25 protein-coding genes are annotated in these 25,132 nt (G+C 60.8%); 11 read left to right on the top strand and 14 right to left on the bottom strand.

Annotation, left to right across the window (positions count from 1 at the left end; all coding sequences use genetic code 11):
- Window positions 1-11 precede the first annotated feature (11 nt).
- Window positions 12-1,736, bottom strand: a complete 1,725-nt coding sequence (locus ABMA32_RS07460) for a sensor histidine kinase (protein WP_349013065.1) — start codon at window positions 1,734-1,736, stop codon at window positions 12-14.
- 500 nt (window positions 1,737-2,236) lie between these two features.
- On the opposite strand from ABMA32_RS07460, the gene ABMA32_RS07455 reads away from it, so the two are divergent.
- The gene (locus tag ABMA32_RS07455) at window positions 2,237-2,602 is read left to right on the top strand and encodes a DUF5330 domain-containing protein (RefSeq protein ID WP_349013064.1); all 366 of its coding nucleotides are present in this window, start codon (window positions 2,237-2,239) and stop codon (window positions 2,600-2,602) included.
- 47 nt (window positions 2,603-2,649) lie between these two features.
- Window positions 2,650-3,075, top strand: coding sequence for a SufE family protein (locus ABMA32_RS07450; RefSeq protein WP_349013063.1), 426 nt, complete (start codon window positions 2,650-2,652; stop codon window positions 3,073-3,075).
- A gap of 25 nt (window positions 3,076-3,100) precedes the next feature.
- Here the strand turns inward: ABMA32_RS07450 and ABMA32_RS07445 are convergent, their stop codons facing one another.
- Window positions 3,101-3,820 (bottom strand): DUF6456 domain-containing protein, encoded by a 720-nt coding sequence (locus tag ABMA32_RS07445; RefSeq protein WP_349013062.1) that lies wholly within the window; start codon window positions 3,818-3,820, stop codon window positions 3,101-3,103.
- Between the two features lie 28 nt (window positions 3,821-3,848).
- Window positions 3,849-4,274 carry a helix-turn-helix domain-containing protein gene (locus ABMA32_RS07440; RefSeq protein WP_349013061.1) on the bottom strand — a complete coding sequence of 142 codons (426 nt, stop codon included), beginning with the start codon at window positions 4,272-4,274 and terminating at the stop codon, window positions 3,849-3,851.
- Window positions 4,275-4,485: 211 nt separating this feature from the next.
- Here ABMA32_RS07440 and ABMA32_RS07435 point away from each other — a divergent pair, with 211 nt between their 5' ends.
- Window positions 4,486-4,887 (top strand): hypothetical protein, encoded by a 402-nt coding sequence (locus tag ABMA32_RS07435; RefSeq protein ID WP_349013060.1) that lies wholly within the window; start codon window positions 4,486-4,488, stop codon window positions 4,885-4,887.
- Here the strand turns inward: ABMA32_RS07435 and ABMA32_RS07430 are convergent.
- Both ABMA32_RS07430 and ABMA32_RS07425 read right to left on the bottom strand, forming a co-directional pair.
- The gene (locus tag ABMA32_RS07430) at window positions 4,879-5,304 is read right to left on the bottom strand and encodes a Ros/MucR family transcriptional regulator (protein WP_349013361.1); all 426 of its coding nucleotides are present in this window, start codon (window positions 5,302-5,304) and stop codon (window positions 4,879-4,881) included. The two genes, ABMA32_RS07435 and ABMA32_RS07430, sit on opposite strands and share 9 nt — an antisense overlap.
- Window positions 5,305-5,679: 375 nt before the next feature.
- Entirely contained in the window at window positions 5,680-6,012 is a 333-nt protein-coding gene (locus ABMA32_RS07425; RefSeq protein WP_349013360.1) for an SH3 domain-containing protein, read from the bottom strand.
- A gap of 146 nt (window positions 6,013-6,158) precedes the next feature.
- Here ABMA32_RS07425 and ABMA32_RS07420 point away from each other — a divergent pair, with 146 nt between their 5' ends.
- Complete coding sequence (locus ABMA32_RS07420) at window positions 6,159-8,276, top strand: S9 family peptidase (RefSeq protein WP_349013059.1); 2,118 nt, start codon at window positions 6,159-6,161, stop codon at window positions 8,274-8,276.
- Between the two features lie 18 nt (window positions 8,277-8,294).
- On the opposite strand, the gene ABMA32_RS07415 is transcribed toward ABMA32_RS07420, so the two are convergent.
- The 4 genes from ABMA32_RS07415 to ABMA32_RS07400 form a co-directional block, all read right to left on the bottom strand.
- Entirely contained in the window at window positions 8,295-9,248 is a 954-nt protein-coding gene (locus ABMA32_RS07415) for a c-type cytochrome (RefSeq protein WP_349013359.1), read from the bottom strand.
- A 3-nt stretch (window positions 9,249-9,251) separates the two neighbouring features.
- Window positions 9,252-9,686 (bottom strand): c-type cytochrome, encoded by a 435-nt coding sequence (locus ABMA32_RS07410; protein WP_349013058.1) that lies wholly within the window; start codon window positions 9,684-9,686, stop codon window positions 9,252-9,254.
- A gap of 136 nt (window positions 9,687-9,822) precedes the next feature.
- Window positions 9,823-10,425 carry a superoxide dismutase gene (locus ABMA32_RS07405; protein ID WP_349013057.1) on the bottom strand — a complete coding sequence of 201 codons (603 nt, stop codon included), beginning with the start codon at window positions 10,423-10,425 and terminating at the stop codon, window positions 9,823-9,825.
- Window positions 10,426-10,520: 95 nt separating this feature from the next.
- Window positions 10,521-11,399 carry a branched-chain amino acid aminotransferase gene (locus ABMA32_RS07400; RefSeq protein WP_349013056.1) on the bottom strand — a complete coding sequence of 293 codons (879 nt, stop codon included), beginning with the start codon at window positions 11,397-11,399 and terminating at the stop codon, window positions 10,521-10,523.
- Between the two features lie 285 nt (window positions 11,400-11,684).
- On the opposite strand from ABMA32_RS07400, the gene ABMA32_RS07395 reads away from it, so the two are divergent.
- Complete coding sequence (locus tag ABMA32_RS07395; RefSeq protein ID WP_349013055.1) at window positions 11,685-12,413, top strand: L,D-transpeptidase; 729 nt, start codon at window positions 11,685-11,687, stop codon at window positions 12,411-12,413.
- 3 nt (window positions 12,414-12,416) lie between these two features.
- Here the strand turns inward: ABMA32_RS07395 and ABMA32_RS07390 are convergent, their stop codons facing one another.
- Window positions 12,417-13,994, bottom strand: a complete 1,578-nt coding sequence (locus tag ABMA32_RS07390) for a helicase HerA-like C-terminal domain-containing protein (protein WP_349013054.1) — start codon at window positions 13,992-13,994, stop codon at window positions 12,417-12,419.
- A gap of 165 nt (window positions 13,995-14,159) precedes the next feature.
- Here ABMA32_RS07390 and ABMA32_RS07385 point away from each other — a divergent pair, with 165 nt between their 5' ends.
- Both ABMA32_RS07385 and scpA read left to right on the top strand, forming a co-directional pair.
- Window positions 14,160-15,602 (top strand): methylmalonyl-CoA mutase subunit beta, encoded by a 1,443-nt coding sequence (locus ABMA32_RS07385; protein ID WP_349013053.1) that lies wholly within the window; start codon window positions 14,160-14,162, stop codon window positions 15,600-15,602.
- Window positions 15,599-17,722 (top strand): methylmalonyl-CoA mutase, encoded by a 2,124-nt coding sequence (scpA, locus tag ABMA32_RS07380; protein WP_349013052.1) that lies wholly within the window; start codon window positions 15,599-15,601, stop codon window positions 17,720-17,722. The genes ABMA32_RS07385 and scpA overlap by 4 nt, the downstream gene beginning before the upstream one ends.
- 11 nt (window positions 17,723-17,733) lie before the next feature.
- Here the strand turns inward: scpA and greA are convergent, their stop codons facing one another.
- Together greA and ABMA32_RS07370 are read right to left on the bottom strand one after the other, a co-directional pair.
- Complete coding sequence (gene greA / locus ABMA32_RS07375) at window positions 17,734-18,219, bottom strand: transcription elongation factor GreA (RefSeq protein ID WP_349013051.1); 486 nt, start codon at window positions 18,217-18,219, stop codon at window positions 17,734-17,736.
- Window positions 18,216-19,223 (bottom strand): asparaginase, encoded by a 1,008-nt coding sequence (locus ABMA32_RS07370; protein WP_349013050.1) that lies wholly within the window; start codon window positions 19,221-19,223, stop codon window positions 18,216-18,218. Before ABMA32_RS07370 ends, greA begins: the two co-directional genes overlap by 4 nt.
- Window positions 19,224-19,294: 71 nt before the next feature.
- Here ABMA32_RS07370 and ABMA32_RS07365 point away from each other — a divergent pair, with 71 nt between their 5' ends.
- Complete coding sequence (locus ABMA32_RS07365; RefSeq protein WP_349013049.1) at window positions 19,295-20,035, top strand: DUF3750 domain-containing protein; 741 nt, start codon at window positions 19,295-19,297, stop codon at window positions 20,033-20,035.
- A gap of 11 nt (window positions 20,036-20,046) precedes the next feature.
- Here ABMA32_RS07365 and ABMA32_RS07360 read toward each other — a convergent pair whose 3' ends face one another.
- Entirely contained in the window at window positions 20,047-20,532 is a 486-nt protein-coding gene (locus ABMA32_RS07360; RefSeq protein WP_349013048.1) for a hypothetical protein, read from the bottom strand.
- Window positions 20,529-21,695, bottom strand: coding sequence for an acetyl-CoA acetyltransferase (locus ABMA32_RS07355; protein ID WP_349013047.1), 1,167 nt, complete (start codon window positions 21,693-21,695; stop codon window positions 20,529-20,531). The genes ABMA32_RS07360 and ABMA32_RS07355 overlap by 4 nt, the downstream gene beginning before the upstream one ends.
- Before the next feature lie 148 nt (window positions 21,696-21,843).
- On the opposite strand from ABMA32_RS07355, the gene betI reads away from it, so the two are divergent.
- Genes betI through betA form a run of 3 tightly spaced genes read left to right on the top strand, consistent with a single transcriptional unit; the run spans window position 21,844 to window position 25,094 of the window.
- Window positions 21,844-22,443: a choline-binding transcriptional repressor BetI gene (gene betI / locus ABMA32_RS07350; RefSeq protein ID WP_349013046.1), complete on the top strand. Its 600-nt coding sequence runs from the start codon at window positions 21,844-21,846 to the stop codon at window positions 22,441-22,443.
- 1 nt (window position 22,444) lies between these two features.
- Window positions 22,445-23,449, top strand: a complete 1,005-nt coding sequence (locus tag ABMA32_RS07345; RefSeq protein WP_349013358.1) for a threonine/serine dehydratase family protein — start codon at window positions 22,445-22,447, stop codon at window positions 23,447-23,449.
- Complete coding sequence (gene betA / locus ABMA32_RS07340; protein WP_349013357.1) at window positions 23,442-25,094, top strand: choline dehydrogenase; 1,653 nt, start codon at window positions 23,442-23,444, stop codon at window positions 25,092-25,094. The genes ABMA32_RS07345 and betA overlap by 8 nt, the downstream gene beginning before the upstream one ends.
- The last annotated feature ends 38 nt before the right edge of the window (window positions 25,095-25,132 follow it).

Here is a 25,132-nt window from a genome sequence, read left to right as displayed (position 1 = left end):
GCGCCGCCTCTTCAGGCGCTCTTACGGAGTGGGCCATCGTAAGCCTCTTCAACTCTGTTCGCATTCTCGGCATGAATTTCGGCCTTATCTGTGGCCGCGTCCTGCTTCGGTCGTGATACCGGCAGGCTTACCGTCACCTTGGTTCCCAACCCCGGTTCGCTTTCGATCGACATCGTGCCGCTATGGAGAGCAACAAGACCCTTCACCAGCGAAAGCCCGAGCCCCGCCCCATCGCAGTACCGCGTCAGATCGTTCCGGATCTGGACGAACGGCTCGCCAACCCGGGCCAGATCGTCAGCCCCCATGCCGATGCCCGTATCCGACACCCAGAAATGCACGCGCGAGCCGACTCGCTTCGCTCCGATCGAAACCATTCCGCCCTCGGGCGTGAACTTGATCGCGTTCGACACGAGGTTGATCAGAATCTGTTTCACGGCCCGCTTGTCGGCATATATCTCGCCGATTTCGGTAGCCACGTCCGTTCTTAGTTCGAGTTTCTTCGAGGCCGCTTGCTGGGCCAGCATCGACTGACACATGTCGACCGCCTGTGCAAAGCGGAACGGCTCAGGATTGGTGGCATAGCCTCCGGCCTTAATCCTTGACATGTCGAGGATTGAGTTCACGACGGACAGGAGATGGTCGCCGGACTCGCGGACGAGGCCAACATATTCCTTCTGCCGGGGATCGGCGAAGCTGCCCGCCATTCCATGCAACATCATATCCGAGAAGCCGATGATCGAGTTCAACGGTGTGCGCAGTTCGTGGCTGACGGCAGCGAGGACGCGCGTGTTCGCGATCCCGATCTTTTCGTCCGCATCGCCGCCGCCGTTGTCCGGCAGTTGCGAGATCGAGTGTTCATTTTCCGGCCGTACTAGAACGGTGATCGTGCTGTCGGCAGTCGTCGGGCGCATCAGCTCGATGGCAAACCACCGATAATCGGCAATCGAGCTTCCCGCCGCCCCCGGAACTCTTATCCGAACATCGATCTGTCGAAAGCCTTGCTTCTCCTTCATGTCCGCCAGCGCGCAGAGATAGGCAACCTTGTCCGCGACATGCAGGCGATCGAGCAGCCCGGTCGAAAGCAGCAGTTCCGGGGCAAGGCCAAGCAGGCGTCGAGCCTGCTCCGATACGTCCTTGGCCTCGCCCGACAGATCCAGACGCATCACCACGGCTTCGATGATCTCTTCCAGCGACGCGCTTTCCTCTTCACCCTGCCTCCGCTCATCGAGCCAAGCGGCCAAGCGCGGCACGACGATAGCAAGGTAAAAGACAGGCATCAGCCAGCTTGCGGCGGAAGGAGCGGGAACATCGATCGCGAACCGTGCTGCGAGCAAGGCCTGTAATGGCAGCGCGACCAGCATGGCGCCGAAGCCGACCGCGAGCGCGTTCCTTGTCCTTCCGACCCACCAGGCTTCAAAGACGAGCGCCACGATAACCAGCGCCGCGGGCGCACCGGTTCCGCCTGTGAGCGCGACCATCGAAGCGACAGCCAGCAGCCCGCAGACGAGCAGGGTTGCTTCGGCAAGGATCACGCGGCCGGTGGCGATGACACTGGCAGCCGCCACGAAGGAAGTTCCGAAGATTGCGGCCACGATCAGCAAAGTCGTTGAAACGCCGATGACCGTTGGCAACAGATTCGCAGCCGGCACCGCGACGACGAAAGGCGCAACCAGCGCCAGTCCGATCAGGCGTCTCTGGCGCAGCCGTTCCGATGGGTCGCGAACGGAGGTCCTCACCAGACGCTCGCAGTACGCGGCGACGGCATCAAGCAGATCCCCGGTCCTGGTCCCAGATAAACGCAACGCAACGTACCCGTAATCGCCCGCTTCGCGAGCCGTTTTTGATTGAAACCGACCTTCGCACCGGAGGCTTTAAAGAATGAATAAAAGTCGGGCCATCGGTGTTGGCCGTTCCCCCTATATGTGTCCGCGACCGGCCGGCAACGCCCGCGTATTGGGTCTATGGTAAACAGAACCTTCCAGCCTGACATGTGTCAAAGCCATCGTTGTAAGAAAAGAATATAAACAGAAACAATTGGTTACAGGATTTACCGCTGGATCTTCCAGGTAGGGGCAGTCGCCTCGAACTTGCCACAAATGCGAATCGCTAAAATTTGAATCAAACTTGCCTTGAATGCTAATCTACGGTGCAAGCCGTTATTGGCTTCCCAGTGGTACAAGATTGCATGTGAGTGAGGACCAGGCGCACGATGCTGGCGCCGGACAAGGGACGGACGATGAGCTTCCTGATCCGAATGGCATTCTGGTTTTCGCTGGTGCTGCTGATCCTGCCGCTTGATCCGGCCGGCGACAATTCACCCGGCGTCAACCCCATCCAGGCATTCTTCGCCGCCAAGGAAGCCGTCGACGACATGGCCGCGATCTGCGAGCGAAAGCCGGATGTTTGCGACGTCGGCAAGGCTGCCATGCAAACCATCGGCACCCGAGCAAAGGAAAGCGCCCGCATTGCTTATGAAATGCTCGAGGCCAACGGAGGCGCTGACCACGAGTCCGATGACGCTGTCAGCGCTCTGATCGACGCCGAGGCTCCCACCCCGCAGGCGGACTTGTCAGTGACCGGAAGTGTGCCCGCTTCGAACTGACACGCTTTTTTGATGACGTTCACCGTCGTCACGACTATATGCGCCCCATGACGACCATGCAGGCCATCCGGGACGATTTCGCATTCCTCGACGAGTGGGAAGACCGGTATCGTTACGTCATCGATCTCGGCGCGGCGCTGCCAGCCTTCCCGGAAGAAGCGCGCGTCGATGCCAACAAGGTGCCTGGTTGCGTCAGCCAGGTATGGCTGGTGACCACGGTCGGTGAAGGCGCGGACCCCATTATCGAGTTTCAGGGCGATTCCGACGCCCACATCGTTCGCGGTCTCGTTGCCATCATGCTCGCACTCTTTTCGGGCCGAAAGGCCAGCGAAATTATGGGTATCGATGCAGAGGCCGTGCTGAAGGAGCTCGGCCTCGACGAGCATCTTTCCCCACAGCGAGCCAACGGTCTGCGCTCCATGGTCAAGCGCATCAAGCGCGACACCGAGGCGGCGCTGAAACAGACCGCTTGAAGCATGCGCGCGCCGTCCCGCTCACTCACGTGATCGTCGGCCGAAAGTCTTCCGCGCCCCAGTGGGTGATCTTCGGCGTCTTCGTCAACGGTTTCGGATTGTAGTGGCGGCTGAGCACTCCAAGCGCCGCCTTCAGCACGACTTTCGCCGAGCGCACCGGCCAACCGCGCTCCATTTCGACTGTTTCCATTCCTTTCAGGAAGCAGCAGACGTCAATCAAAACGCCGGCCAGTTCCGGTCCTACAGTCTTCACTGCCATGTCGACCCTCGCACGGGCCGCGAGCGCCGTATCCGTAAGGTCGGCAACGCCGCCGGCCCTGCGTCCCGAAGAAACACTTGCTTCCCAGTTGGCGCCAAGCCTGGGCATGATCTGCCCACGGGTGAAGTCACTCCGCAAGCGCTCGCCCGCCCGGAACTCCTCCGAACTGAGAAATGGCTTGCCATCCTTCCCCTTTCGCCGAAGAAGCTGGCCAAGGGGCGACTCCGACCAGTTGACGGCGACGGCGTCTCGTCCCGAAGCCGTCTCGACAGTCGCGACATCGATGTCTCGGCAGTTCTCCGGCGCATTCTCTTCGCTAGCGAGAGCCAATCTGCCGCCGTGGACCCTTAGTCGCCCATCCTTGACAAGTTGCGTGATCAGCTTCCTGCTGACCGAAATCGTCCCGCGTTCTCCCGCATCAAGCAGGACTTTGTCTCCGGCAATGGCATCGACCGGCTTCGCCGCTCCGCGCGAATGGAAGGTCATGACACGTGCCTTTTCCGCTTCCATCGTATTAACACCCCGCCCGTTCGCCGAAAGCCGCTGCCACGACGCGCTCGGTCATGGTGATGATCCTGTCGAAATCGTCATCGTCGCGCAGGTCCTCCACCAGGTGACAGGCGTACAGCACGGTCGTGCGATCTCGACCGAACGCCTTTCCGATGTCCGCCATGTTGAGCCTCAGGACGACATGCGAGACATACATGGCGACCTGTCTCACCCGCGAAACGCTCAGGGTCGACCGCCCCGATTTCCTGAGATCCTTGCTGGATACGTTGAACAGCGCTGCGGTAATGTCGATGACTGCTTCGCACAGTTCCATCGCCTGTTCCTCACGCCGAGCTGTCGTGGCGGGGTGAACCAAACCATCGATCTCACGCCAACTGATGCGCGTCGGTTCGAACTCTTCATTTGTCTTGACGGATAGCCGCTGCTGCACCGGTCCCACTCCCGCTCAAAATAGGAATGTTTTCTTATATCCGCGGCAGCCAAGGGTGTGAACAAAAAGGAACGAATAATTCGCGATGCTCAATCTAAACAGTTGTTATCGCTTAGATTATTTTTTGAGTTGAAAGATTTGCGGGGGTTTTTCTCCCCGCCTTCCCCGATGACCCCATAGTCCACTGGACATCAAGCCCAGGGACTTCCGGATGCATCGACTAAGAGAGGAAATAGCTGCTTTCATAGCCGCGAAAGACACGCGGGCGGCAGATGCGCGCCAACTCGCTGCAGTACAAATCGCGTGCCATATCGACCTGTCTGGCGTTTTGGAAGCCGACGCGGCAACGCGGGCGCGCATGGTGTTGCATCTCAAACGGAAGATCGAGCGGGAACGCCTGCGAGGCGCCAGCGGACACTGGAGCTACGACATCAATCGCCACATTGCTCTCAAGCAGGCATTGGAAACATTGATGGCGTCGGAGTATGCCGGGAAATATTTCGTTAGAAAGAAAAAATCCCGCCAGTATCAACCATCGCGAAACAAAAAAACGGCGTCACCCGACGCCGCTTTTCGCTTCAACAATAAAACGACAGGATGGCCCTCAGCGTGACCGCTTCTTCCGGCCCAAGCCCATCTTCTTTGCAAGCTGGGAGCGCGCCGCCGCATAGTTAGGGGCGACCATCGGATAGCTTGGATCAAGACCCCACTTTTCCCGATATTGCTCTGGCGTCAGATCGTAGTGCGTCATCAGATGGCGTTTCAGCGACTTGAACTTCTTTCCGTCCTCGAGACAGACGATGTAGTCGTCGTGAACCGATCTCTTTGGATTCACTGCAGGTTTCTGCTTTTCAGCCGAAGCCTGCTCAGCATGGCCGCCTACTCGACCAAGCGCCGAATGAACATCGGCTATGAGCCTGGGTAGGTCTCCGGCAGGGACAGGATTGTTACTTACATATGCTGCGACCACATCGGCGGTGAGTCCGATGAGCGAGTCGCCACTCTTCGTGGGATGTTCTGCAGTTCCCATATCTTTCAGGCCCCAACTTAAAAACTCTCTTTCCTTGCCGTTCAGCGCCAAGGCCGCGTGCCCTAAAGCAGGCATCGCATTATGATTCGTACTGTTTGCGTTTATGAAACGGAGGGTTCTTCCCGTCAATTGATATCATCGCCAATATTGTGATGAGACCCGCGTCTTTTCTATCTAGGAACGCATTCCTCTTCTTCCTTACTGAAGCTATTGAAGGACTTCCTTGAAAAGAACAATCCTAGCACAGTCAAAGCAAACAGAATTTCTGTCAGCCGGCACAAACTCCGTTGCGCGGCTTTTGTTCCATGAAAAATGATCCTGCGTGGAGGAAAAGCCCATCACTTGCAAGAATCAAGCGTCTCCCGCGCCAACTCGTCAGTGCGGCTCGATATATCGGCCATAAACCCAGCCGGTCACGAAGTTGCCGATCTGTGCAGGGTCGTGCCAAATTTGGCACCAGCGGTAACGAACGGCTTGTTTTTGTTTCCAATCGGCTTGTCCCGAGATATCGAACAGATTTACACCGCCTGTACATTTTCCCGTCATCTGCAGAACTGTTCCATTCGGGTAAGCAGACTGCTTCTGCGAATTCCCGGATGGAAACTTGCGGACGTTCAGCGTGTCGCCAAAAGGAACTCCGGAAACCTCCCACGCGACGAAAGTCGCGGCCTTGACCGGAACGACCGTGAAGGCGAGAAGCATACCCATCGAAATCGATACTGTTCTGAAGCTGGAAATCATCGGATTACCTCCACATTTCATATCTCTGTGTTCAGCACTTATCGAACCGGCTTTGAATTCGTCCTGATCGGTGCGTTCATTCGCCATTCAAAAATCTTCCACGGCAAGGTGCAATGACCCTCAATTCCGGATTTTCTGCTGTAAACCCGCCCGTAACCGAAGAACGGCCGTTACGCGATACGCGGCATGGCATAACTCGTACTGACGAATTCTCTTGGCTGCGGGCCGAAAACTGGCAGGAGGTATTCCGGGAACCCTCTGCGCTCGACCCCGCGATCCGGACCCATCTTGAAGCCGAGAATGCGTACCAGGCCGAGATGCTCGCGGATGTCGCTGGCTTGCGGGCAAGGCTCTTCGAAGAAATGAAGGGCCGCATCAAGGAGGATGACTCAAGCGTTCCTGCCAAGGACGGGGCCTATGCATACGGCTCGTCCTACCAGATTGGTGGCCAGCAGCCTCGCTTCTTCCGCATTCCTCGCGACGGCGGCCGGGAGGAGATTCTGCTTGATGGAGACCTAGAAGCGGAGGGCAAGGCCTATTTCCGGATCGGAGGCGCCGATCATTCAAGCGACCATCGCAGGCTGCTCTGGTCCTATGACGACAAGGGGTCGGAGTTTTTCACGCTGCTCGTTCGCGATCTCGCGAGCGGTACGGATCTCGACGACCTTATCTCTGATACAGGCGGGGATGGCGTCTGGAATGCCGGCAACGACGGCTTCGTCTATACGCGCCTCGATGAAAACCACCGCCCTTCGAAGCTCTTCTTCCACAAGCTGGGCACAAATCCTGCGGATGACCGCCTGGTCTTCGAAGAAGCGGATCCGGGATACTTCATGGGTGTCGGAGGCTCGCGCAACAACGACTGGATTTTCATTTCGATCAACGACCACGAGACTTCCGAATTCCGGCTGCTGCGCACTGACGACCCTATGGGAAAGCCGCTGCTCGTGGCCGCGCGCGAAATGGGCCTTCAGTATGACCTCGAAGAGGGTGGAGACGTTTTCTTCGTCTTGACCAACGCCGACGGCGCCAAGGACTTCAAGATCATGGTCGCGCCTGTTTCGGACCCAACCCGCCCTAACTGGAAGGAACTCGTGCCGCATGAACCCGGGCGACTCATCCTTTCAGTGCTCGCCTTTCGCGACTTCCTGGTGCGCCTCGAACGCAAGGACGGGCTGCCTCGAATTGTCGTCCGCGAGCGGTCCACTGGCGAAGAGCACGTCATCGCGTTCGAGGAAGAAGCGTACTCTCTCGGCCTGATGGGTTCATACGAATATGACACAGACGTCGTCCGCTTCTCCTATTCGTCCATGACCACGCCGACCGAGGTCTTCGACTACGACATGCGTACGCGCGAACGGACTCTGCAGAAGACCCAGGAGGTCCCATCCGGTCACGACCCGGACCACTACGTGACACGCCGCCTGATGGCGACATCGCATGACGGCGAACTCGTGCCTGTTTCGCTGATCCATCACAGGGACACACCGCTCGACGGATCAGCTCCGGCGCTGCTCTACGGCTACGGCTCGTACGGCACCACCATCCCCGCATCCTTCAACACCAATATCCTTTCGCTGGTCGATCGCGGGTTCGTCTACGCTATCGCCCATGTGCGCGGCGGCAAGGACAAGGGTTATTCCTGGTACGAGGACGGCAAGCGGGAGAAGAAGGCAAATACCTTCCACGATTTCATATCGGTGGCTTCGCATCTGGTTTCGGCCGGCTACACGTCCCACCATCGGATCGTGGCGCAAGGCGGATCCGCTGGTGGCATGTTGATGGGTGCGATCGCCAACATGGCGCCCGAGGCTTTTGGCGGGATCATCGCTGAAGTCCCGTTCGTCGACGTGCTGACGACAATGCTCGACGACACTTTGCCGCTAACGCCGCCCGAATGGCCCGAATGGGGTAACCCCATCGCCTCGGAAAAGGACTACCACACCATCGCCGCCTACTCGCCTTACGACAACGTCGCAGCGCTCGACTACCCGCCCATCCTCGCCGTTGCAGGCCTCACCGATCCGCGCGTGACGTATTGGGAGCCCGCCAAGTGGGTGGCGCGGCTGCGCGCCCGCAGCGCGAGCGGCAATCCCGTACTCTTCAAGGTTCACATGGATTCCGGTCATGGCGGTGCCTCCGGCCGCTTTTCGCGGCTTGAGGAGATCGCTCACGTCTACGCCTTTGCGCTCAAAGTCGTAGGCAAGACCGATATCGAACCAAAAGGGTGAAACGCGGGGCAGCTGCCCTTACCCGCCCGACGGTGCGCGTGCAGGATAGCCGTTCGGGTGCGGAGGGATCGTCTTCAGATAGGCGGCTATCGCCTCGCGGTCTTCAGGGCGCAGCCTTGCCATGTTGCGCTGGACATCCGCCATCGATCCGCCGACCGAGTCGAATTCCGGCGTGAATCCCGTTTCGAGGTAGGACGCGATGTCTGCCTCGGACCACGAGCCTATGCCGCCCTCGCCGGAGGTTATGTTCGGAACGACGCCCTCGCCTTCTTCTGCGGCGACCGCGCCAGACAGCCATCGTGACTTGTCCGGCCCACCGATTATGCCACGCGGCGTATGGCATTCGCCGCAATGCCCCGGTCCTTCCACTAAGTAGCGGCCGAGCAACTGTGTCTCCGTCGCATCTCCCGGCAAGGCGATCACCGGCTCGTCACTAAGGAAAAGTAACTTCCACAGGCCGAGGCCGCGACGAACGTTGAAAGGAAATGACAGTTCGTGGTCGGGCGACCTGCCCGAAATCGCGGGCAGCGTCCGCATATAGGCGTATAGATCGCCAACATCCGCCGGCTCCATACGTACATAGGATGTATAGGGGAACGACGGGTAGAGATGGCTTCCGTCAGGCGCCACGCCGCGCATCATGGCGTTGGCAAAGTCCTGCATGGACCACCCACCGATCCCGTCCTGCGGATCGGTGGAGATATTCGGCGCTGTGAATGTCCCGAATGCCGTAGCCAACTTCAGCCCACCCGCCAGCTCCAGGCGGGCATCGCCCTCCGCACCGGGACGCGCATGGCAAGATACGCATCCGCCCGCCCAGAAGATGCGCTCACCTCTCGTGGCGTCACCCGCGCCAAGTTCTGCTATTGTCTCGGCCGCCAGCCGTCGCGGCTCGGTCAGCAGCCAAAAGGCTGCCAGCCCGACGGCGCCGCACGCAAGCGCGGCGCCCGCAAGCTTTCCAGCCCAGCCCAGCGGTCAGCCCTTCTTGACGCGGAATGCCTGATGGCACGAGGCGCAGTTCTGGCCGATCGCGCCGACCTGCATCTTCAGGGCGTCGATATCAGCCGGCGCAGCCGCGACGGCAGCCGCCGTATCCGCCTTGAACTTGTCGAGCGCAGCCTGGAATCCGGCCGGATCCTCCCAGATCTTGGGCGATGCCTCGGAGTCGGCATCACTGCCGGCAGGCCAAAGCGCTGGCGAATCCAATTTTACGGCATCTTCGCTGAGCTTGCTGAGCAAGGCGAGGACTTCGGCGGCATCGTAGGGCTTCTCGCCCTTTACGAAGGCACTTAACCCACCCATCGCCGCACCATTGGCCTTCATCAGAGCTTCGCGATCCTTGATAGGATCCGCGAGTGCAATGGACGAACCGAGGGCCAGAGCTGAGATGGCGAATATAAGCTTTCTCATGTTTATCTCCAGAAATGAAAATCAGCCGACAGAAGCTATCCGAGAATTCCAGTTAGTGTGCCGGAACGGTCCTTCAATGTTTCGTGAAGAGGTCGATGCAAAAGAAAAAGCCCCGGCAGGCCGGGGCTTTTAACCGTCAACCGCGTGCGGCTTCGTACATCTCCAGCACATGATCCCAATTGATCAGGCTGTCGACGAAGGCTTCGAGGTATTTCGGTCGCGCGTTGCGATAGTCGATGTAGTAGGAGTGCTCCCAAACGTCGACGCCGAGGATCGGGCGCGCGCCGTGAACCAGAGGGTTCTCGCCGTTCGGCGTCTTCGAGATCGACAGCTTGCCGTCCTTGAATGACACCCATGCCCAGCCGGAGCCGAACTGCGTCGTGCCCGCGGCGACAAAATCCGCCTTGAACTTGTCATAGCCGCCGAGATCGCTGTCGAACGCCTTCTGCAGCGCGCCGGGCAGCTTGTTGCCGCCGCCGCCCTTCTTCATCCACTTCCAGAAATGGATGTGATTGTAGTGCTGAGCGGCGTTGTTGAAGAGCGGAGCGTTCTTGCCGAAGGACTGCTTGATGACCTTGGTCAGCGATAGCCCGTCCATGCCCGCCTCAGCGGCCAGCTTGTTGCCGTTGTCGACATAGGCTTTGTGGTGCTTGTCGTGGTGATATTCCAATGTCTCCTTCGACATGAAGGGCTGAAGGGCCTCGTAGTCGTAGGGCAATGGGGGCAGTTCAAAAGCCATGGTCGTAACTCCTCTTGGATGGAAGCCCCGCAGATCCAGATCGGGGCCTTTAAAATCCTTGCGCCTCAAACGAGGCCATCGGGTTATCTAGTGCGCTAACCCGCTGGCGTCGAATGCGCCCATTCCCAATAAAGCTCCCGGGCCTTCTTGGCGACGGGTCCAGGCTGCAAATTTCTGTCTTCGATACGGATAATGGGCACAATCTTTGAATGGTTGCCCGTCGAGAAGATTTCGTCGGCCTCCAGGAAATCGCGCACGCTCAGCGTCTTCTCTGTCGTCCGGAACCCATAGTCTCCCAGAAGCGAGATCGTCCTCGCCCGCGTGATGCCGGAGAGAAAGGTGCCGTTCGGCGCAGGAGTCATCACTTGCCCGTCCTTGACGAGGAAAATGTTCGACGCACCGGTCTCGGCGACATTACCGAGCATATCGAGCACAAGCGCATTGTCGAATCCGCGCATCTTGGCCTCAAGGATCGCACGCCCGTTGTTGGGGTAAAGGCAACCCGCCTTCGCGTTGGTCGGCATGGTTTCGAGGGTCGGACGGCGAAACGGCGAAACGGTGACCGAGAAACCCGACGGCGGAAGCATTGGTGCTTCGTAGAGGCACAGGCAGAACCGCGTCGAGGCAGGATCGGCGGGCACGCCCATGTAGCCGCCATGCTCGGCCCAATACATGGGGCGGATGTACACCGCCGTCTTTCCGTCGAACTTCTTTATGCCCTCCCAAGTCAGGCCGACAATCTGCTCGACGGACATTGTGGGCTTCATACCAAGCGCTATGGCAGACGCGTTGACGCGTTGTGCGTGCAGGTCGATGTCGGGTGCCACGCCTTCGAACCAGCGTGCCCCATCGAATACGGACGAGGCCAGCCACATTGCATGGCTGCGCGGCCCTATCAGCGCCACGTTACCCTCGTACCAATCACCGTCCACATAGGTCCAGGTCAGGGTTTGCGCGGCAGCGGCAAGAGTCATGGAGAAATATCCGTCAGTTTCCGAAGGCGTTAGTGACATTATTTCCGTGCTTTGCGTCAACCATGCATCCTCATGAATCGTTGAGGCCAGCAGGCTGGGGACGCCTCGATAGCGACAGGCTGTCGCGTGGCCCATCGGCCACATCTGCTGGCGGTCTCATCTTTGCCTTCCTTTGCACAAGCTGCAGCCTGATTTGCGGGTGATCTGGAACCGTCCCGGTATCTCGTTGGTTACCGGGATGTGCCATTGCCGTGCAGCCTGCGATTCCAGAAGAGCAAGAAAAACATGTCCACCTCCTTTCCGACCGGCGCGCAACTGTCCCGCCGTAGCTTCTTGGGCCTCGCGGCCGTGGGAGTCGCAAGCGTGAGCCTGTCAGCCTGCGCCACAGTCGCGCCGGTCGCCTATGTGCAGCCATCGCCCCCTCAGGACATGGGTGGGTCGGCCTTCGGCAGCTACGCAACGATGTACGGCCCCGTATATGACGGCGGCTATGAGGTGCCAGCCGTACCGATCGAGCGGATGGACAAGCGTTATCTGCGACAGGTGGTGCAGGACCCAACCGGAGAGCATGCCGGTACGATCGTCGTCGATACCTCCGAGCACTTCCTCTATCTGGTGCTGGGAGACGGCCAAGCCATGCGATACGGCGTCGGCTTGGGTCGTGCCGGCTTCGAATGGTCTGGGCGCGCGAATGTCCAGTGGAAGCAGAAGTGGCCGAAATGGACGCCGCCGGCTGAAATGATCAGCCGTCAGCCCGAACTTGCCAAATATGGCGTGGACTACGGTGGCATGCCGCCCGGCCTCGACAACCCTCTAGGCGCCCGCGCGCTCTATATCTTCCAGAACGGCGAGGACACGCTATATCGCCTTCACGGCTCGCCGGAATGGAATTCTATCGGCAAGTCGGTGTCTTCAGGCTGCGTTCGCCTGATGAATCAGGACATCATCGACCTGTACGACCGGGTACCCGGAAAGGCACCCATCGTCGTCACCAACGGGCTCGGTTACGCCTGATCGCTACCGCTTCAGGCTGCCAAGGATACCGCGCACGATCGCGCGGCCAAGCGAACTACCCACCGACCGCACCACGGACTTGATGGCGGCTTCCGACACGCTCTGGCGATTAGAGGGACGAGGAGCTCGTTCGCGCGGGGCGGGCTGGCTTGTTCTGCCACTCGGCCGCGACCCGCTTCCTGAACCTGAGTTCGTCCCTGAAGCGGCATCATCAAAATCCGGCAGCGTCCACCGTGACCCACCCTGCGTTTCCGCGGGCTTTGCCTGCTCGGTCTGCCGGGTTTCGGCTCTCTTCTGCAGGATTTCGCAAGCCGATTCGCGATCGATGGCCTTCTCGTACTGGCCAGCTACCGGGCTTTCCGCCATCAATTGCGAGCGCTCCTGCGGGGTAATGGGTCCAATGCGCGAGGCAGGCGGACGGATCAGGGTACGCTGGACCATCGAGGGTATGCCCTTGGCCTCCAGCGTGGAGACCAGCGCCTCGCCGGTGCCAAGTTGCGTGATCGCGGTCGCGCAGTTGAAATCCGGGTTCGGGCGGAATGTGTCAGCAGCGGTCTTCACGGCCTTCTGCTCACGCGGGGTATAGGCCCGCAGCGCATGCTGCACGCGATTGCCGAGCTGCGCCAGAACCGACTCCGGAACGTCAAGCGGATTCTGGGTGATGAAATAAACGCCGACGCCTTTCGAGCGGATGAGCCTCACCACCTGCTCCACGCGATCCACCAGCGCGCGCGGTGCCTCGTCAAACAGAAGATGCGCCTCGTCGAAGAAGAAGACGAGTTTCGGTCGATCGGGATCGCCTACCTCCGGCAATTCCTCGAAAAGCTCCGAGAGCAGCCAAAGCAGGAACGTGGAATAGAGCCGCGGATTGCGCATCAGCTTGTCGGCGGCGAGCACGTTGATCGCCCCGCGTCCGTCCCGCGTCGTGCGCATGATATCGGAAATTTTCAGCGCCGGCTCGCCGAAGAAGTTCTGGCCGCCCTGTTGCTCCAGCACCAGCAGATTGCGCTGGATCGCGCCGACGGAAGGTTTCGTCACATTGCCATAGCGACCACTTATCTCGTCGGCGCGGCTGGCGATGTTGGCAAGCAGCGCCTGCAAATCTTTCATGTCCAGCAGCAGCAGGCCTTCCTCGTCGGCGATCTTGAAGGCGATGTTCATGATGCCCTCTTGCGCGTCGCTGAGGTTCATCAGCCGCGACAGCAGAAGCGGGCCCATCTCCGAAACGGTCGCCCGAACAGGATGCCCCTGCTCTCCGAACAGGTCCCAGAAAATGACCGGGAATTCCTGGAACTCGTATGGGTCCAGCTTCACCTGCTCGGCGCGCTTCAGCAGAAAGTCCTTGGCCTCGCCCATCATAGCGATGCCGGACAGGTCGCCCTTGATGTCAGCGCAGAATACCGGGACGCCCTGATTGGAAAAGCCTTCGGCCAGCACCTGCAGCGTCACCGTCTTGCCGGTTCCCGTCGCCCCGGTCACCAGCCCGTGCCGGTTGCCGTATTTCAGCAGCAGTTCTTCGGGCTTCTGGTAGCTGTCGTCCGGCTTGCGGCTCGCTCCGAGAAAAATGCTGTCGTCTGCCATCACCTGCCTCTTCATCCCGTGGCGTCGCTGCCGCTTTCAACGAAGGTATAGTTGCGGCATCCGGCAGCGACAATGGCAAAGCTTGACCCCCGGGGCACAACACGCCACAAGCCATGTCGTCGCGTTGAACAGTGGCGTGTCGAACCGACGACTGCGAGGATATGCATGAATCTGGCCAGGGTACTCGGCGAGATCGAATTTCCGACAGCGAATCGTGATTTGTGGCAGGCGCTTGCGGAAAAGACACTTGCCGGCCAATCGCTTGATGCCGCGCTTGTTTCGCACACCGACGATGGCATCCGCATAGACCCTATCCTGGAACGCGATCCGACAGGCTCCCTGGAGCCGCGAAAGCTTCCCGGGGCGCCATGGACCGTGGTCCAGCGCGTCGACGACCCCGACCCGGCGCGCGCCAACAGGCAGGTCCTGGAAGACATAGAGCAAGGCGCTACAGGTCTGTCGCTCGTCTTCGAGGGTGCGCCGAACGCCTTTGGTTGCGGACTGCCGGCTTCGGCGGAAGCGCTGGAGTTCGTACTTGCCGAGGTACCGCTGGCCCGCACCTACATTCGACTGGATGTCCACCCCGCCAGCCGTGCCGCAGCCGACTGGCTTGTTGCTTTGCTTGGCCGCCGTCGTATCGACCCGGCGAAGCTCAATCTGTCCTTCGGCATCGATCCCGCCGCAATCTTCGGCAGCACAGGTCGGCTCGCAATGAGCATAGAGGCGCTGCAGGCCTCCATGCCGCCGTCGCTCGCGCATTTCTTCGCGCTCGGCATTCCGGGTGTGCTTCTGGAAGCTGACGGCCGCGTCTACCACAATGCCGGCGCCACGGAGGCGCAGGAACTCGGCGCGATGCTCGCGTCGGCGGCGGCGCATCTCAGGCTGTTCGAAGACGCGCGGCAGGCTCTCGTCTATGCATCGCCGCACATCGGCTTCGCCACTAGCGCCGATCAGGATCAGTTCGTCTCGATAGCCAAACTTCGTGCTCTCCGCAAACTATGGGCGCGGCTGCTCGAGGTCTGCTCCATCCCCCCGTCCCCGGCAACAATCCATGCAGAGACATCCTGGCGGATGATGACGGCGGCCGACCCCGAGACCAACATCCTGCGCTCGACGATTGCCTGTTTCGCCGCTGCCGTTGGAGGTGCGGATTCGATCTCGGTCCTGCCACACACCATCTCCCACGGTCTGCCGACCGGCTTTGCACGCAGGATCGCTCGCAACACACAGCTTGTCGCAGCATCCGAGAGCCACCTCGATTTCGTTGCCGACCCCTCCTCCGGGTCCGGCTCGATCGAGGCGCTTACCGACGCGCTCTGCGAGAAGGCCTGGGACGAGTTCCGTGCGGTCGAGAGCGAAGGCGGAATTCTCAGAAGCCTTGCCGATGGCAAGCTGCAGCGGCGCATCGTCGAGGCTCGCGACGAACGTGTCGGGAATTTCCGCGCCGGCGAACGCCAGATCGTGGGCACGACGATCTACAGGCTTGCCAGCGAAAAGCCCGTCGAGACGCTCGCCGCCGAGAAACGACCGATGCCGACCGACGGCGCGGTGCATTGCCCGAAGCTCGAAGCCCTGCGCATCGACCAGCTGATCGGAAACCAGTCATGATCCCCGATTTCAGCCAGATCGCGTGGAGCGACCCAAAATCCAGATCGGGCGCAGTCGAAGGAGCTGCCTGGAAAGCCCCGGAGGGAATTCCGGTCAAGCGCGCCTACGACCCAAACGACCTTGCCGGACTGCCCTTTCTCGACACATGGCCAGGCATCGCGCCCTATATCCGCGGCCCCTACCCGACCATGTACGTCCGACAGCCGTGGACCGTTCGCCAATATGCCGGCTTCTCCACCGCCGAGGAGTCCAACGCCTTCTATCGCCGCAACGTCGCCGCCGGCCAGAAAGGCCTCTCGGTCGCCTTTGATCTCGCCACCCATCGCGGCTACGACAGCGATCATCCGCGAGTGGCGGGCGATGTCGGCATGGCCGGCGTGGCGATCGATTCCATTCTCGACATGCGTCAGCTCTTCGACCAGATCCCGCTTGGCGAGATGACCGTGTCGATGACCATGAACGGCGCCGTGTTGCCGATCCTCGCGCTCTACATCGTCGCGGCGGAAGAACAGGGTGTCGCGCAGAAGGATCTCGCCGGCACGATCCAGAACGACATCCTCAAGGAGTTCATGGTCCGCAACACCTACATCTATCCGCCGAAGCCCTCGATGCGGATCGTGTCGGACATTTTCTCCTACACGTCGAGGAACATGCCGAAGTTCAACTCGATCTCGATTTCCGGCTACCACATGCAGGAAGCCGGAGCGACGGCCGACCTCGAACTCGCCTACACCATTGCCGACGGCATAGACTACGCGCGCGCCGGCATAGCCGGGGGGCTCGACATAGACCGTTTCGCGCCGCGCCTGTCGTTCTTCTGGGCCGTCGGCATGAACTTCTTCATGGAGGTCGCCAAGCTGCGTGCTGCTCGCCTTCTGTGGGCCGCGCTTCTCCAAAAGAACTTTTCGCCGAAGGACCCGCGCTCGCTGTCGCTGCGCACCCATTGCCAGACTTCCGGCTGGTCGCTCACGGCGCAGGATCCGTATAACAACATCGTCCGCACGATGATCGAGGCCATGGCCGCCACGCAAGGCCACACGCAATCTCTGCACACCAACGCGTTTGACGAAGCGCTCGCACTTCCGACCGACCATTCGGCGCGTATCGCCCGTAACACGCAGCTCATCCTGCAGCAGGAGTCCGGAACCACGCGCATCATCGATGCATGGGGAGGCTCTGCCTATGTCGAGCGGCTGACACAGGAGCTCGCGGCAAGGGCAATGAGCCATATCGAGGAAGTCGAGGCGCTTGGCGGCATGGCAGCCGCCATTGAAAAAGGCACACCGAAGGCGCGCATCGAGGAAGCCTCTGCCCGCACCCAAGCGCGCATCGATTCCGGCGAGCAGATTCTCGTCGGCGTCAACGCGTGGCGCCCCGAAAAGGATATCGAGGTCGATGTTCTCAAAGTCGACAATGCGGAGGTTCGGGCGCGCCAGCTTTCGAAGTTGCAGATGCTCAAGGGTACGCGCGATGTCGCAGCCGTAGAACAAGCTCTCGACGCCCTGACAGGCGCCGCAAGCGGCAACGGCAACCTGCTCGACTTTGCCGTTCGCGCCGCGCGCGCTCACGCCACGGTGGGCGAGATATCCTTCGCGCTGGAGAAGGCTTTCGGCCGGCATGTCGCGACGGTGCAGACGATTTCAGGTGTCTATCGCAAGGAACTCGGCGACAACCCCCTCGCCGATCGCGTTGCCGCCAAGGTCGAAGAATTCGAGAAGAAGACCGGCTCCAAGCCCCGCATCCTCGTCGCCAAGATGGGTCAGGACGGACACGATCGCGGCCAGAAAGTGATCGCCACCGCCTTCGCCGACCTCGGCTTCGACGTCACCGTCGGCGCAATGTTCCAGACGCCTGCGGAGATCGCGCATCTGGCGGTCGATCACGACGTCCATATCGTCGGCGCGTCGTCTCTCGCTGCGGGGCACCTGACGCTGATTCCGGAACTGCGCGAAGAACTCGACAGGCTGGGCGCGCGCAGGACAGTTATCGTTGCCGGCGGCGTCATTCCGCCGCAGGATTTCGACGCAGTTCGGAAAGCGGGGGCCGAAGAGATTTTCCCGCCGGGAACGGTTATCCCGGAAGCTGCTGAAAGGCTCATGGACAAGCTTTTGCAGCTTTAGGTCGGCGAAACTCAGGACGAAGCGTTCGTCGCGCCAAGATCAGTGATTTCCCATTCCTTGTCGCCGACTGTCACGATGTCGCCCACGGTCGTCCCGAACATTGCCCGGGCCATCGGCGAGACATGAGAGATGCTGCCTGTGGCGGCATCCGCCTCGTCTTCGCCGACAATCTTCCAGCTTCTCTTGCGCCCATCTTCGCCTTCGATCGTCACGGTCATGCCGAAGCGCACGACGGGGCTGTCGGGATCAGGGATGGAAATCTCGGCATTTTCCCGCCTGGCGATCCAGTAGCGAAGGTCGCGCGACAGCACGGCGATACGCTGACGGTCTGTAGCCGGGTCGGCTCTCGCCAGGTCTTCGCGCAGAGTCCGGATGGTGTCGTCGATCTGCGCCAGTCCGGCTTCCGTAACCAGATTTCGATGCGAGCTGACCGGCCGTTCGCCAAGATCGGCGACGGCGTTCTCGTTGTTGTCTTCACGGGTAAAGGCCCTGCTCACGACAGAAGGTCCTTTGTCGGTCTGATCCGGCCGACCGGCGTTCCCCTGCGGCTTGGCACGACTGGATTGGCCATCTCGGTCAGTTTCGCCGAGAGTTCGACATCAGCCTTCAACAATCGCGCCAGGACCGCAGCGATGATCGCGTCGCCCGCGCGGCCTGCGCCATCATTGCATTTCAGCGCCATGCCCAGCCCGAGTTCCGGAAGCGCCGCACAAAACATTCCCTCAGCGCCGCTTTTTACGAATATCCGCCCTGGCGCAGCCTGCATCAACGGCATGTCCAGCGAGTCCGATCCCGACATGAAGAAGGGTTCTGCCATGCACGCACCGAGCAAGCGCCTTGCCGCCTTGGCGCGAGCCGGCGACAGCCCCTCGCCTGTCGCCATTTTTGCGAAGCCTACGGCAAGACTCTTCAAGGGGACCGCATGCGTTGGGATGGAACAGCCATCGATCGCGCTGTTTTCCCTTGAATGGTCGGCACCCGTCACGTCCTGCATCGCTTCGCGGATCAGGCCCTGCATCGGATGGTCGAAGCCGACATAGCCGCGATGGTTCATCCGCAGATGACGACAGGTGCACAGGAAACCCGAATGTTTCCCAGAGCAGTTGTTGTGCAACTGGGACGGCGTGCCTCCCGAGCGCGCCAAGCTCACCATCGCATCCTGGTTGAACGGCCAGTGCGAACCGCACTCCAGGTCGGTTTCGTCGAGGCCGGCCCGCGACAGCATGGAAGCCGCAAGATCGGCATGAGCGGCTTCTCCCCGGTGCGAGGCGCATGCGAGCGCAAGCTCTTCGTCTCCGAAGCCGAAGGCGTTCGCAGCGCCGCTCTCTACCAGCGGCAACGCCTGGATAGCCTTCACTGCTGAGCGTGGAAAAACCGGCTGTTCGACGTCGCCGACCGCCAACGCCACACCGCCGAAAGCGTCGCAGACCACGACTGCTCCTCTATGCCTGCTTTCGACGCGATCGCCGCGTAGCACTTCGACCAGGACTGGATCGGACATAATTCTACCCGAAATGGCGGTTCGCTTTTCTGAACCTATATGGGAAGCGTTGTAAACATCGGTTTGGCTTGATGCGGCTGCTCAGAAATCTCGCGCTGACGATCTTGTGTCTGTTCATCTTGCCGGCTCTTGCAACCGCAGGCTGGTGGAGCCTTCAGGATCGTCCGGCCTCCTGGAGCAACGCTGACTGGTCTTCTGCCGGCATCCTGCCGCGAGTGCCGCAGGAGAATGAGGCCGCGATCCACGTCCTTGCAGCGCGCACAGGCGGCTTGAAGGGCGCCTTCTCCCTGCATAGCTGGCTCGTCATCAAGAAGCCCGGCTCCGACCGTTACGACCGCTATGACAAGGTGGGCTGGGGAACGCCCATCCGCCACAACGCCTACGCCGCCGACGGCCGCTGGTATTCCAACGCACCCTATATCGTTGCGTCGGTCACAGGGGCAGATGCGGCGCGGCTCATTCCAAAACTGGAAGCCTCCATCGCGGACTATCGATTCTCGAAACTCGGCGACTATCACCTCTGGCCCGGGCCGAACTCCAACAGCTTTGTCGCCCACGTGATGCGTGCGATCCCGGAACTCGGCGCCAAACTGCCGTCCAATGCCGTTGGCCGCGACTACGCGCCGGGCTTCGTGTCAGTCAACATCGCACCCGACTGGCTCGACCTTCACGTGACATTCGGTGGGTTGGCCGGCTTTGCCCTGGGCCTTCGCAGCGGCATTGAGGTGCACTTTGCCGGTCTGGTCGCAGGGTTCGACATTGCGCATCCTGCGATCAAGGTCCCCGCCTACGGGCCTGTCAGCCTGTTTTGACACCGGCCTCGCTAGTAGTCGAAAGCCTCCGCAAGAATCTGCCGCAGGCTCAGGTCCGGCTCTCCATTCGCGACATTCGCGTAGATGATATCGTCGATCATCAGATGCCCGTTTTCGGCGACGAGCTTCAGCCGGTCGGTCCAGCCCGCGTCTGGCGCGTCGGGAAAACTGTAGGTCACCTTGACTTCGGATGACCCGGCGCCCGCTGTGACATCTCCGACCACGCAATCTTTCGGGACGTCGGGAAACGCCTGATACGGTATGCCGTCGCCGAGCGGTGGGTTTTCGTCCGGATTAGCCTTGGCGATCACATTGCTCCTGGCCTGAGCCGCATCGACTTCGGCAATCAGCGAAGGCGTCAAAAGTGCGCGCGTCGCATCGTCATCGTTGGCCTCTCGCGCCTTGCAGAAGGCTTCACCGACGGTGCGAGGATCATCCGCTGCCCATACAGCGCTCGTTACCAGCAGCATGCCCGCCAGAATTGCCGTACGGTTCATTTCAGCCGCTCCAGAATCGAAACATAGTTCGCGACAGCCGCACCGCCCATGTTGAAGATGCCGCCGAGCGTCGCTCCTGGAACCTGAATTTCATCAGCCTCGCCCATCAACTGCATGGCGGTCATCACATGCATCGACACGCCGGTCGCGCCGATCGGGTGTCCCTTGGACTTAAGCCCGCCCGAAGGATTGACCGGTAGCCGTCCGTCCATCGCCGCCTGCCCCTCAAGCGCCACCTTGCCACCCTCACCCCGCTTGGCTAGCCCCATCGCCTCGTACTCGATGAGTTCGGCGATGGTGAAGCAGTCATGCGTCTCGACGAAGGAAAGGTCGCCGAGCGTCGTGCCCGACCTTTCGAGCGCCCGCTTCCATGCTTCCTCGCATCCTTCGAACAGCAAGATGTCCCGCTTGGACATCGGCAGAAAATCCTGCACATGCTCGTTGGCGCGAAATCCGACGGCGCGCGGCATCGATGCGGCTACATCAATCTCGGCGAGAACCAGCGCAGCCGCACCGTCCGAAACCAGCGAGCAGTCAGTCCGCTTCAGCGGTCCTGCGACGAATGGGTTCTTGTCGCTTTCCTGCCGGCAGAATTCGAAACCCAGATCCTTGCGCAATTGCGCATACGGGTTGCCCAAGCCGTTTTTGTGGTTCTTGGCCGCGATCGTCGCCAACGCGTCTGACTGGTCGCCATGGCGTTGGAAATAGGCCTGCGCGATCTTGCCGAACACGCCGGCGAAGCCTGCCGGCGTATCTCCGTCTTCCGGCAGATAGGAAGCTTTCAGCAGGTTTCTGCCAATGTCCTGCGCTGGCGTCGTGGTCATCTGCTCTGCGCCGACTACAAGAACGATTTTTGCGACACCGGAATCAATGGCGCGAATACCCTGTCGGACAGCCGCTGACCCAGTCGCGCAGGCGTTCTCCACGCGCGTCGCGGGCTTGAAGCGCAGCCGGTCGTCCGCCTGCAGGACAAGGCTTGCGGTAAAATCCTGCGGAGAGAAGCCGGCATTGAAATGGCCGAGCACGATCTCGTCAACCTCATCTGGACCGATACCCGCATGGTCGAGGGCGTCCCGCGCTACCCCGGTTATCAGGCTTTCCAGGGTCTCGCCTTCAAGCTTTCCGAACCGTGAATGCGCCCAGCCGACGATACAGGCGGTCATCTTCTTCTCTCCCAATGTCGTCGCTTGACGTCTTTAAATAAATGGACGCCCGCAATGCATTCGTAAAGCGACCGATGGCGCAAAGGCGCTATCGGCTGCCGGATTTTTTATTGATTGACCCGTCAATTAAAAATACCGTGCGATGATCATGCCAAAGGTCGGAATGGAGCCGTTGCGCCGGCGGGCGCTTATAGACGCCACGATTTCCGCGATCGGCGAGCGGGGCTCGCTCGATGTCACCATGTCGGAGATCGCCGGGCGCGCCGGCGTATCCTCCGCGCTCGCGCATCACTATTTCGGCGCCAAGGACGAACTCCTCCAAGCGACCATGCGGCACCTGCTCGCCGAATTGAATGCCGATGCAAGGCAGGCCTTGTCGGCGGCGCGGTCACCGCGCGAGCGCGTCTCGGCCGTGATCGCCATCAATTTTTCCGACAAGCAGTTCCGGCCGGAAACCATCGCGGCATGGCTGGCCTTCTACGTCGAGGCGCAGAAGTCGCAGTCATTGCGCCGCCTGCTCCGCATCTACGCGCGACGACTTCACTCGAACCTCATGAGTGGCCTCGCAGCTTTGGTCACGCGCGCCGAAGCAGAGCGCGCCGCCGAGGCCATCGCAGCGCTGATCGACGGGCTCTATATCCGGCGCGCACTTAAGGACGGCACCCCCAACGCCGCGAGCGCCATCGCCATAGTCGAAGACTATGTCGCCGGTCTCCTTGGCGGACCTCGAAACCGTGAGTCAGACTGAGATGCAGCCGGATTACGTTCCTGGCGTCGAGCACCTGCAACGCGCCTATGCCGAGACAAAAAAGGCGACGCTTGTCACACCGCTCCTCGAAGCGCCGGCGATTGCAGCCCTGAGTGGCGCGGCACGCGTGTTTGTGAAGCCGGAATCGTTGCAGTGGACCGGCTCCTTCAAGAGTCGCGGCGCCTATTGGCGGCTGAAGACGCTTAGCGCCGAAGAGGCCCGCAAGGGCGTGGTCGCCTATTCGTCGGGAAACTTTGCGCAGGGCCTCGCGGCGTCAGGTCAGCGGCTCGGCATTCCGGTCACGATGGTTATGCCGATCGACGCGCCCGCCGCCAAGCGGAACGCAACCGCAGGCTACGGCGCGCGCGTGGTGCTGACCGATCACGGCACGCGCGCTCGCGAGGAAGTCGCTTCCGAGAGAGCCCGCCAGATAGCAGAGGAAGAGGGTCTGACCCTTCTCCATCCATTCGATCATCCCGAGGTGGTTGCCGGCCAGGCCGGCGTCGGTCTGGAAGCACTGGAGCAATTGAACGGGCGTGACTCCACCGCCGATTTTGTTTTCGTTCCAACCGGCGGAGGCGGACTTGTCAGCGGCGTGTCGCTCGCCTTCAAATACCTGTCTCCCGAAACGCGGATGGTGGTGGTCGAGCCGGAGCGCTTCAACGGCATGGGCGCATCGCTCGCCGCCGGCGCGGCGCAAACCGTGCCCCTGACCACGCCTCCCTCGATTTGCGACGGCATGATGGCGCGCCGGCCCGGTGTGGCGACCTTCGCCGCCATGAGCACGATCGGCGCGTTGTCCGTGACTGTCACGGACAATGCAGTTCGTTCCGCCATGCGCATCGCATTTGAAAAGCTGAAGCTTGTCTTGGAGCCCTCCGCAGCCTCGTCGCTCGCAGCGTTGCTTAGTAGGTCCGTCGATATCAGCGGCAAAACCGTCCTCGTCGTCGCGACCGGCGGCAATGTCGGCCTCGCCGATTTCATGAGGCATGTCGCCGATGCTTGAGGCCGACTACGTCATCATCGGTTCGGGCTCGGCAGGCTCCGCGCTCGCCTACCGCCTGTCGGAGGACGGCAAGCATTCCGTTATCGTCATCGAATACGGCGGCACGGACTACGGCCCGCTCATCCAGATGCCGTCGGCGCTTTCGATCCCGCTCAACATGAGCCTCTACGACTGGGGTTTCGCCAGCGAGCCGGAACCGCATCTTGGTGGCCGTATCCTGGCCACGCCGCGCGGCAAGGTTCTTGGTGGCTCGTCCTCGATCAACGGCATGGTCTATGTGCGCGGCCACGCGCGCGACTTCGACTACTGGTCTGAACAGGGCGCGACCGGCTGGTCCTTCGCCGACGTGCTTCCCTACTTCAAGCGCATGGAACACTCGCATGGCGGCCAGGAAGGCTGGCGCGGCAGCGATGGTCCGTTGCACGTCCGTCGTGGATCGCGGCGCAATCCGCTCTACCAGGCTTTCGTCGAGGCGGGGCATCAGGCCGGCTTCGAACTGACCGACGACTATAACGGCGCGAAGCAGGAGGGCTTCGGTGCCATGGAACAGACGATCCATCTTGGTCGACGCTGGTCTGCCGCGAATGCCTATCTGCGTCCCGCAATGAAACGCAAAAACGTGAGTCTCGTCAGCGGCTTCGCCCGGCGCGTGATCATAGAGAATCAACGCGCCACCGGTGTAGAGATCGAAGCTCGCAAAAGGATTCAGGTCGTTAAGGCAAAACGTGAGGTGATCGTCGCGGCGTCGTCGATCAATTCTCCCAAGCTGCTCCTGCTGTCCGGCATCGGCCCGGCCGAGGAGCTAAAGCGCAACGGCGTCGAAGTCGTAGCCGACAGGCCTGGCGTCGGCCGTAACCTGCAGGACCATCTCGAACTCTACATCCAGCAGGAGTCCACCAAGCCGATCACGCTAAATTCGGTCTTCAATCCATTTTCGAAAGCGCTGATCGGCGCGCAGTGGCTGTTATTCAAGAGCGGCCTCGGCGCCACTAACCATTTCGAGGCCGCCGCTTTCGTGCGTTCGGCAGCCGGTGTGGATTATCCGGACATCCAGTATCACTTTATCCCGGCCGCCGTGCGTTACGATGGCAAGGCCGCCGCTGCCGGTCATGGCTTCCAGGCGCATGTCGGTCCGATGCGCTCGAAATCGCGCGGCACCGTCACGCTACGCTCGCCGGATCCTTGGGCAAAGCCTGAGATCCGCTTCAACTACATGTCGCACCCGGACGACTGGCGCGATTTCCGCCATTGTATCCGGCTCACGCGGGAAATCTTCGGACAGGCTGCGTTCGATCCCTACCGCGGTCGCGAGATTTCGCCGGGCAGCAAGGTTCAGAGCGACGACGAACTGGACGACTTCATCCGCGCACATGTCGAAAGCGCCTACCATCCCTGCGGCAGCTGCAAGATGGGAAGTGCATCCGATCCGACGAGCGTTGTCGATCCCGAGTGCCGCGTCATCGGTGTCGATGGCCTGCGCGTCGCCGATTCCTCGATCTTCCCACGTGTGACCAACGGCAATCTCAACGGCCCGTCCATCATGACTGGCGAGAAGGCGTCGGACCACATTCTCGGCCGCACACCTCTGCCGCCGTCCAATCAGGAACCGTGGATCAACCCGCGCTGGCGTGAAAGCGATCGCTGATCCGCCAAACATGCTAAGGAAGCGCGACAAGCGCGAAG

It is taken from the genome of Mesorhizobium quangtriensis (assembly GCF_040081925.1).
In the GTDB taxonomy this organism is placed as follows: Bacteria; Pseudomonadota; Alphaproteobacteria; order Rhizobiales; family Rhizobiaceae; genus Mesorhizobium_K; species Mesorhizobium_K quangtriensis.
The sequence above is the reverse complement of the archived record's forward strand: the minus strand, read 5'-3'. Positions and strand labels throughout refer to the sequence as shown.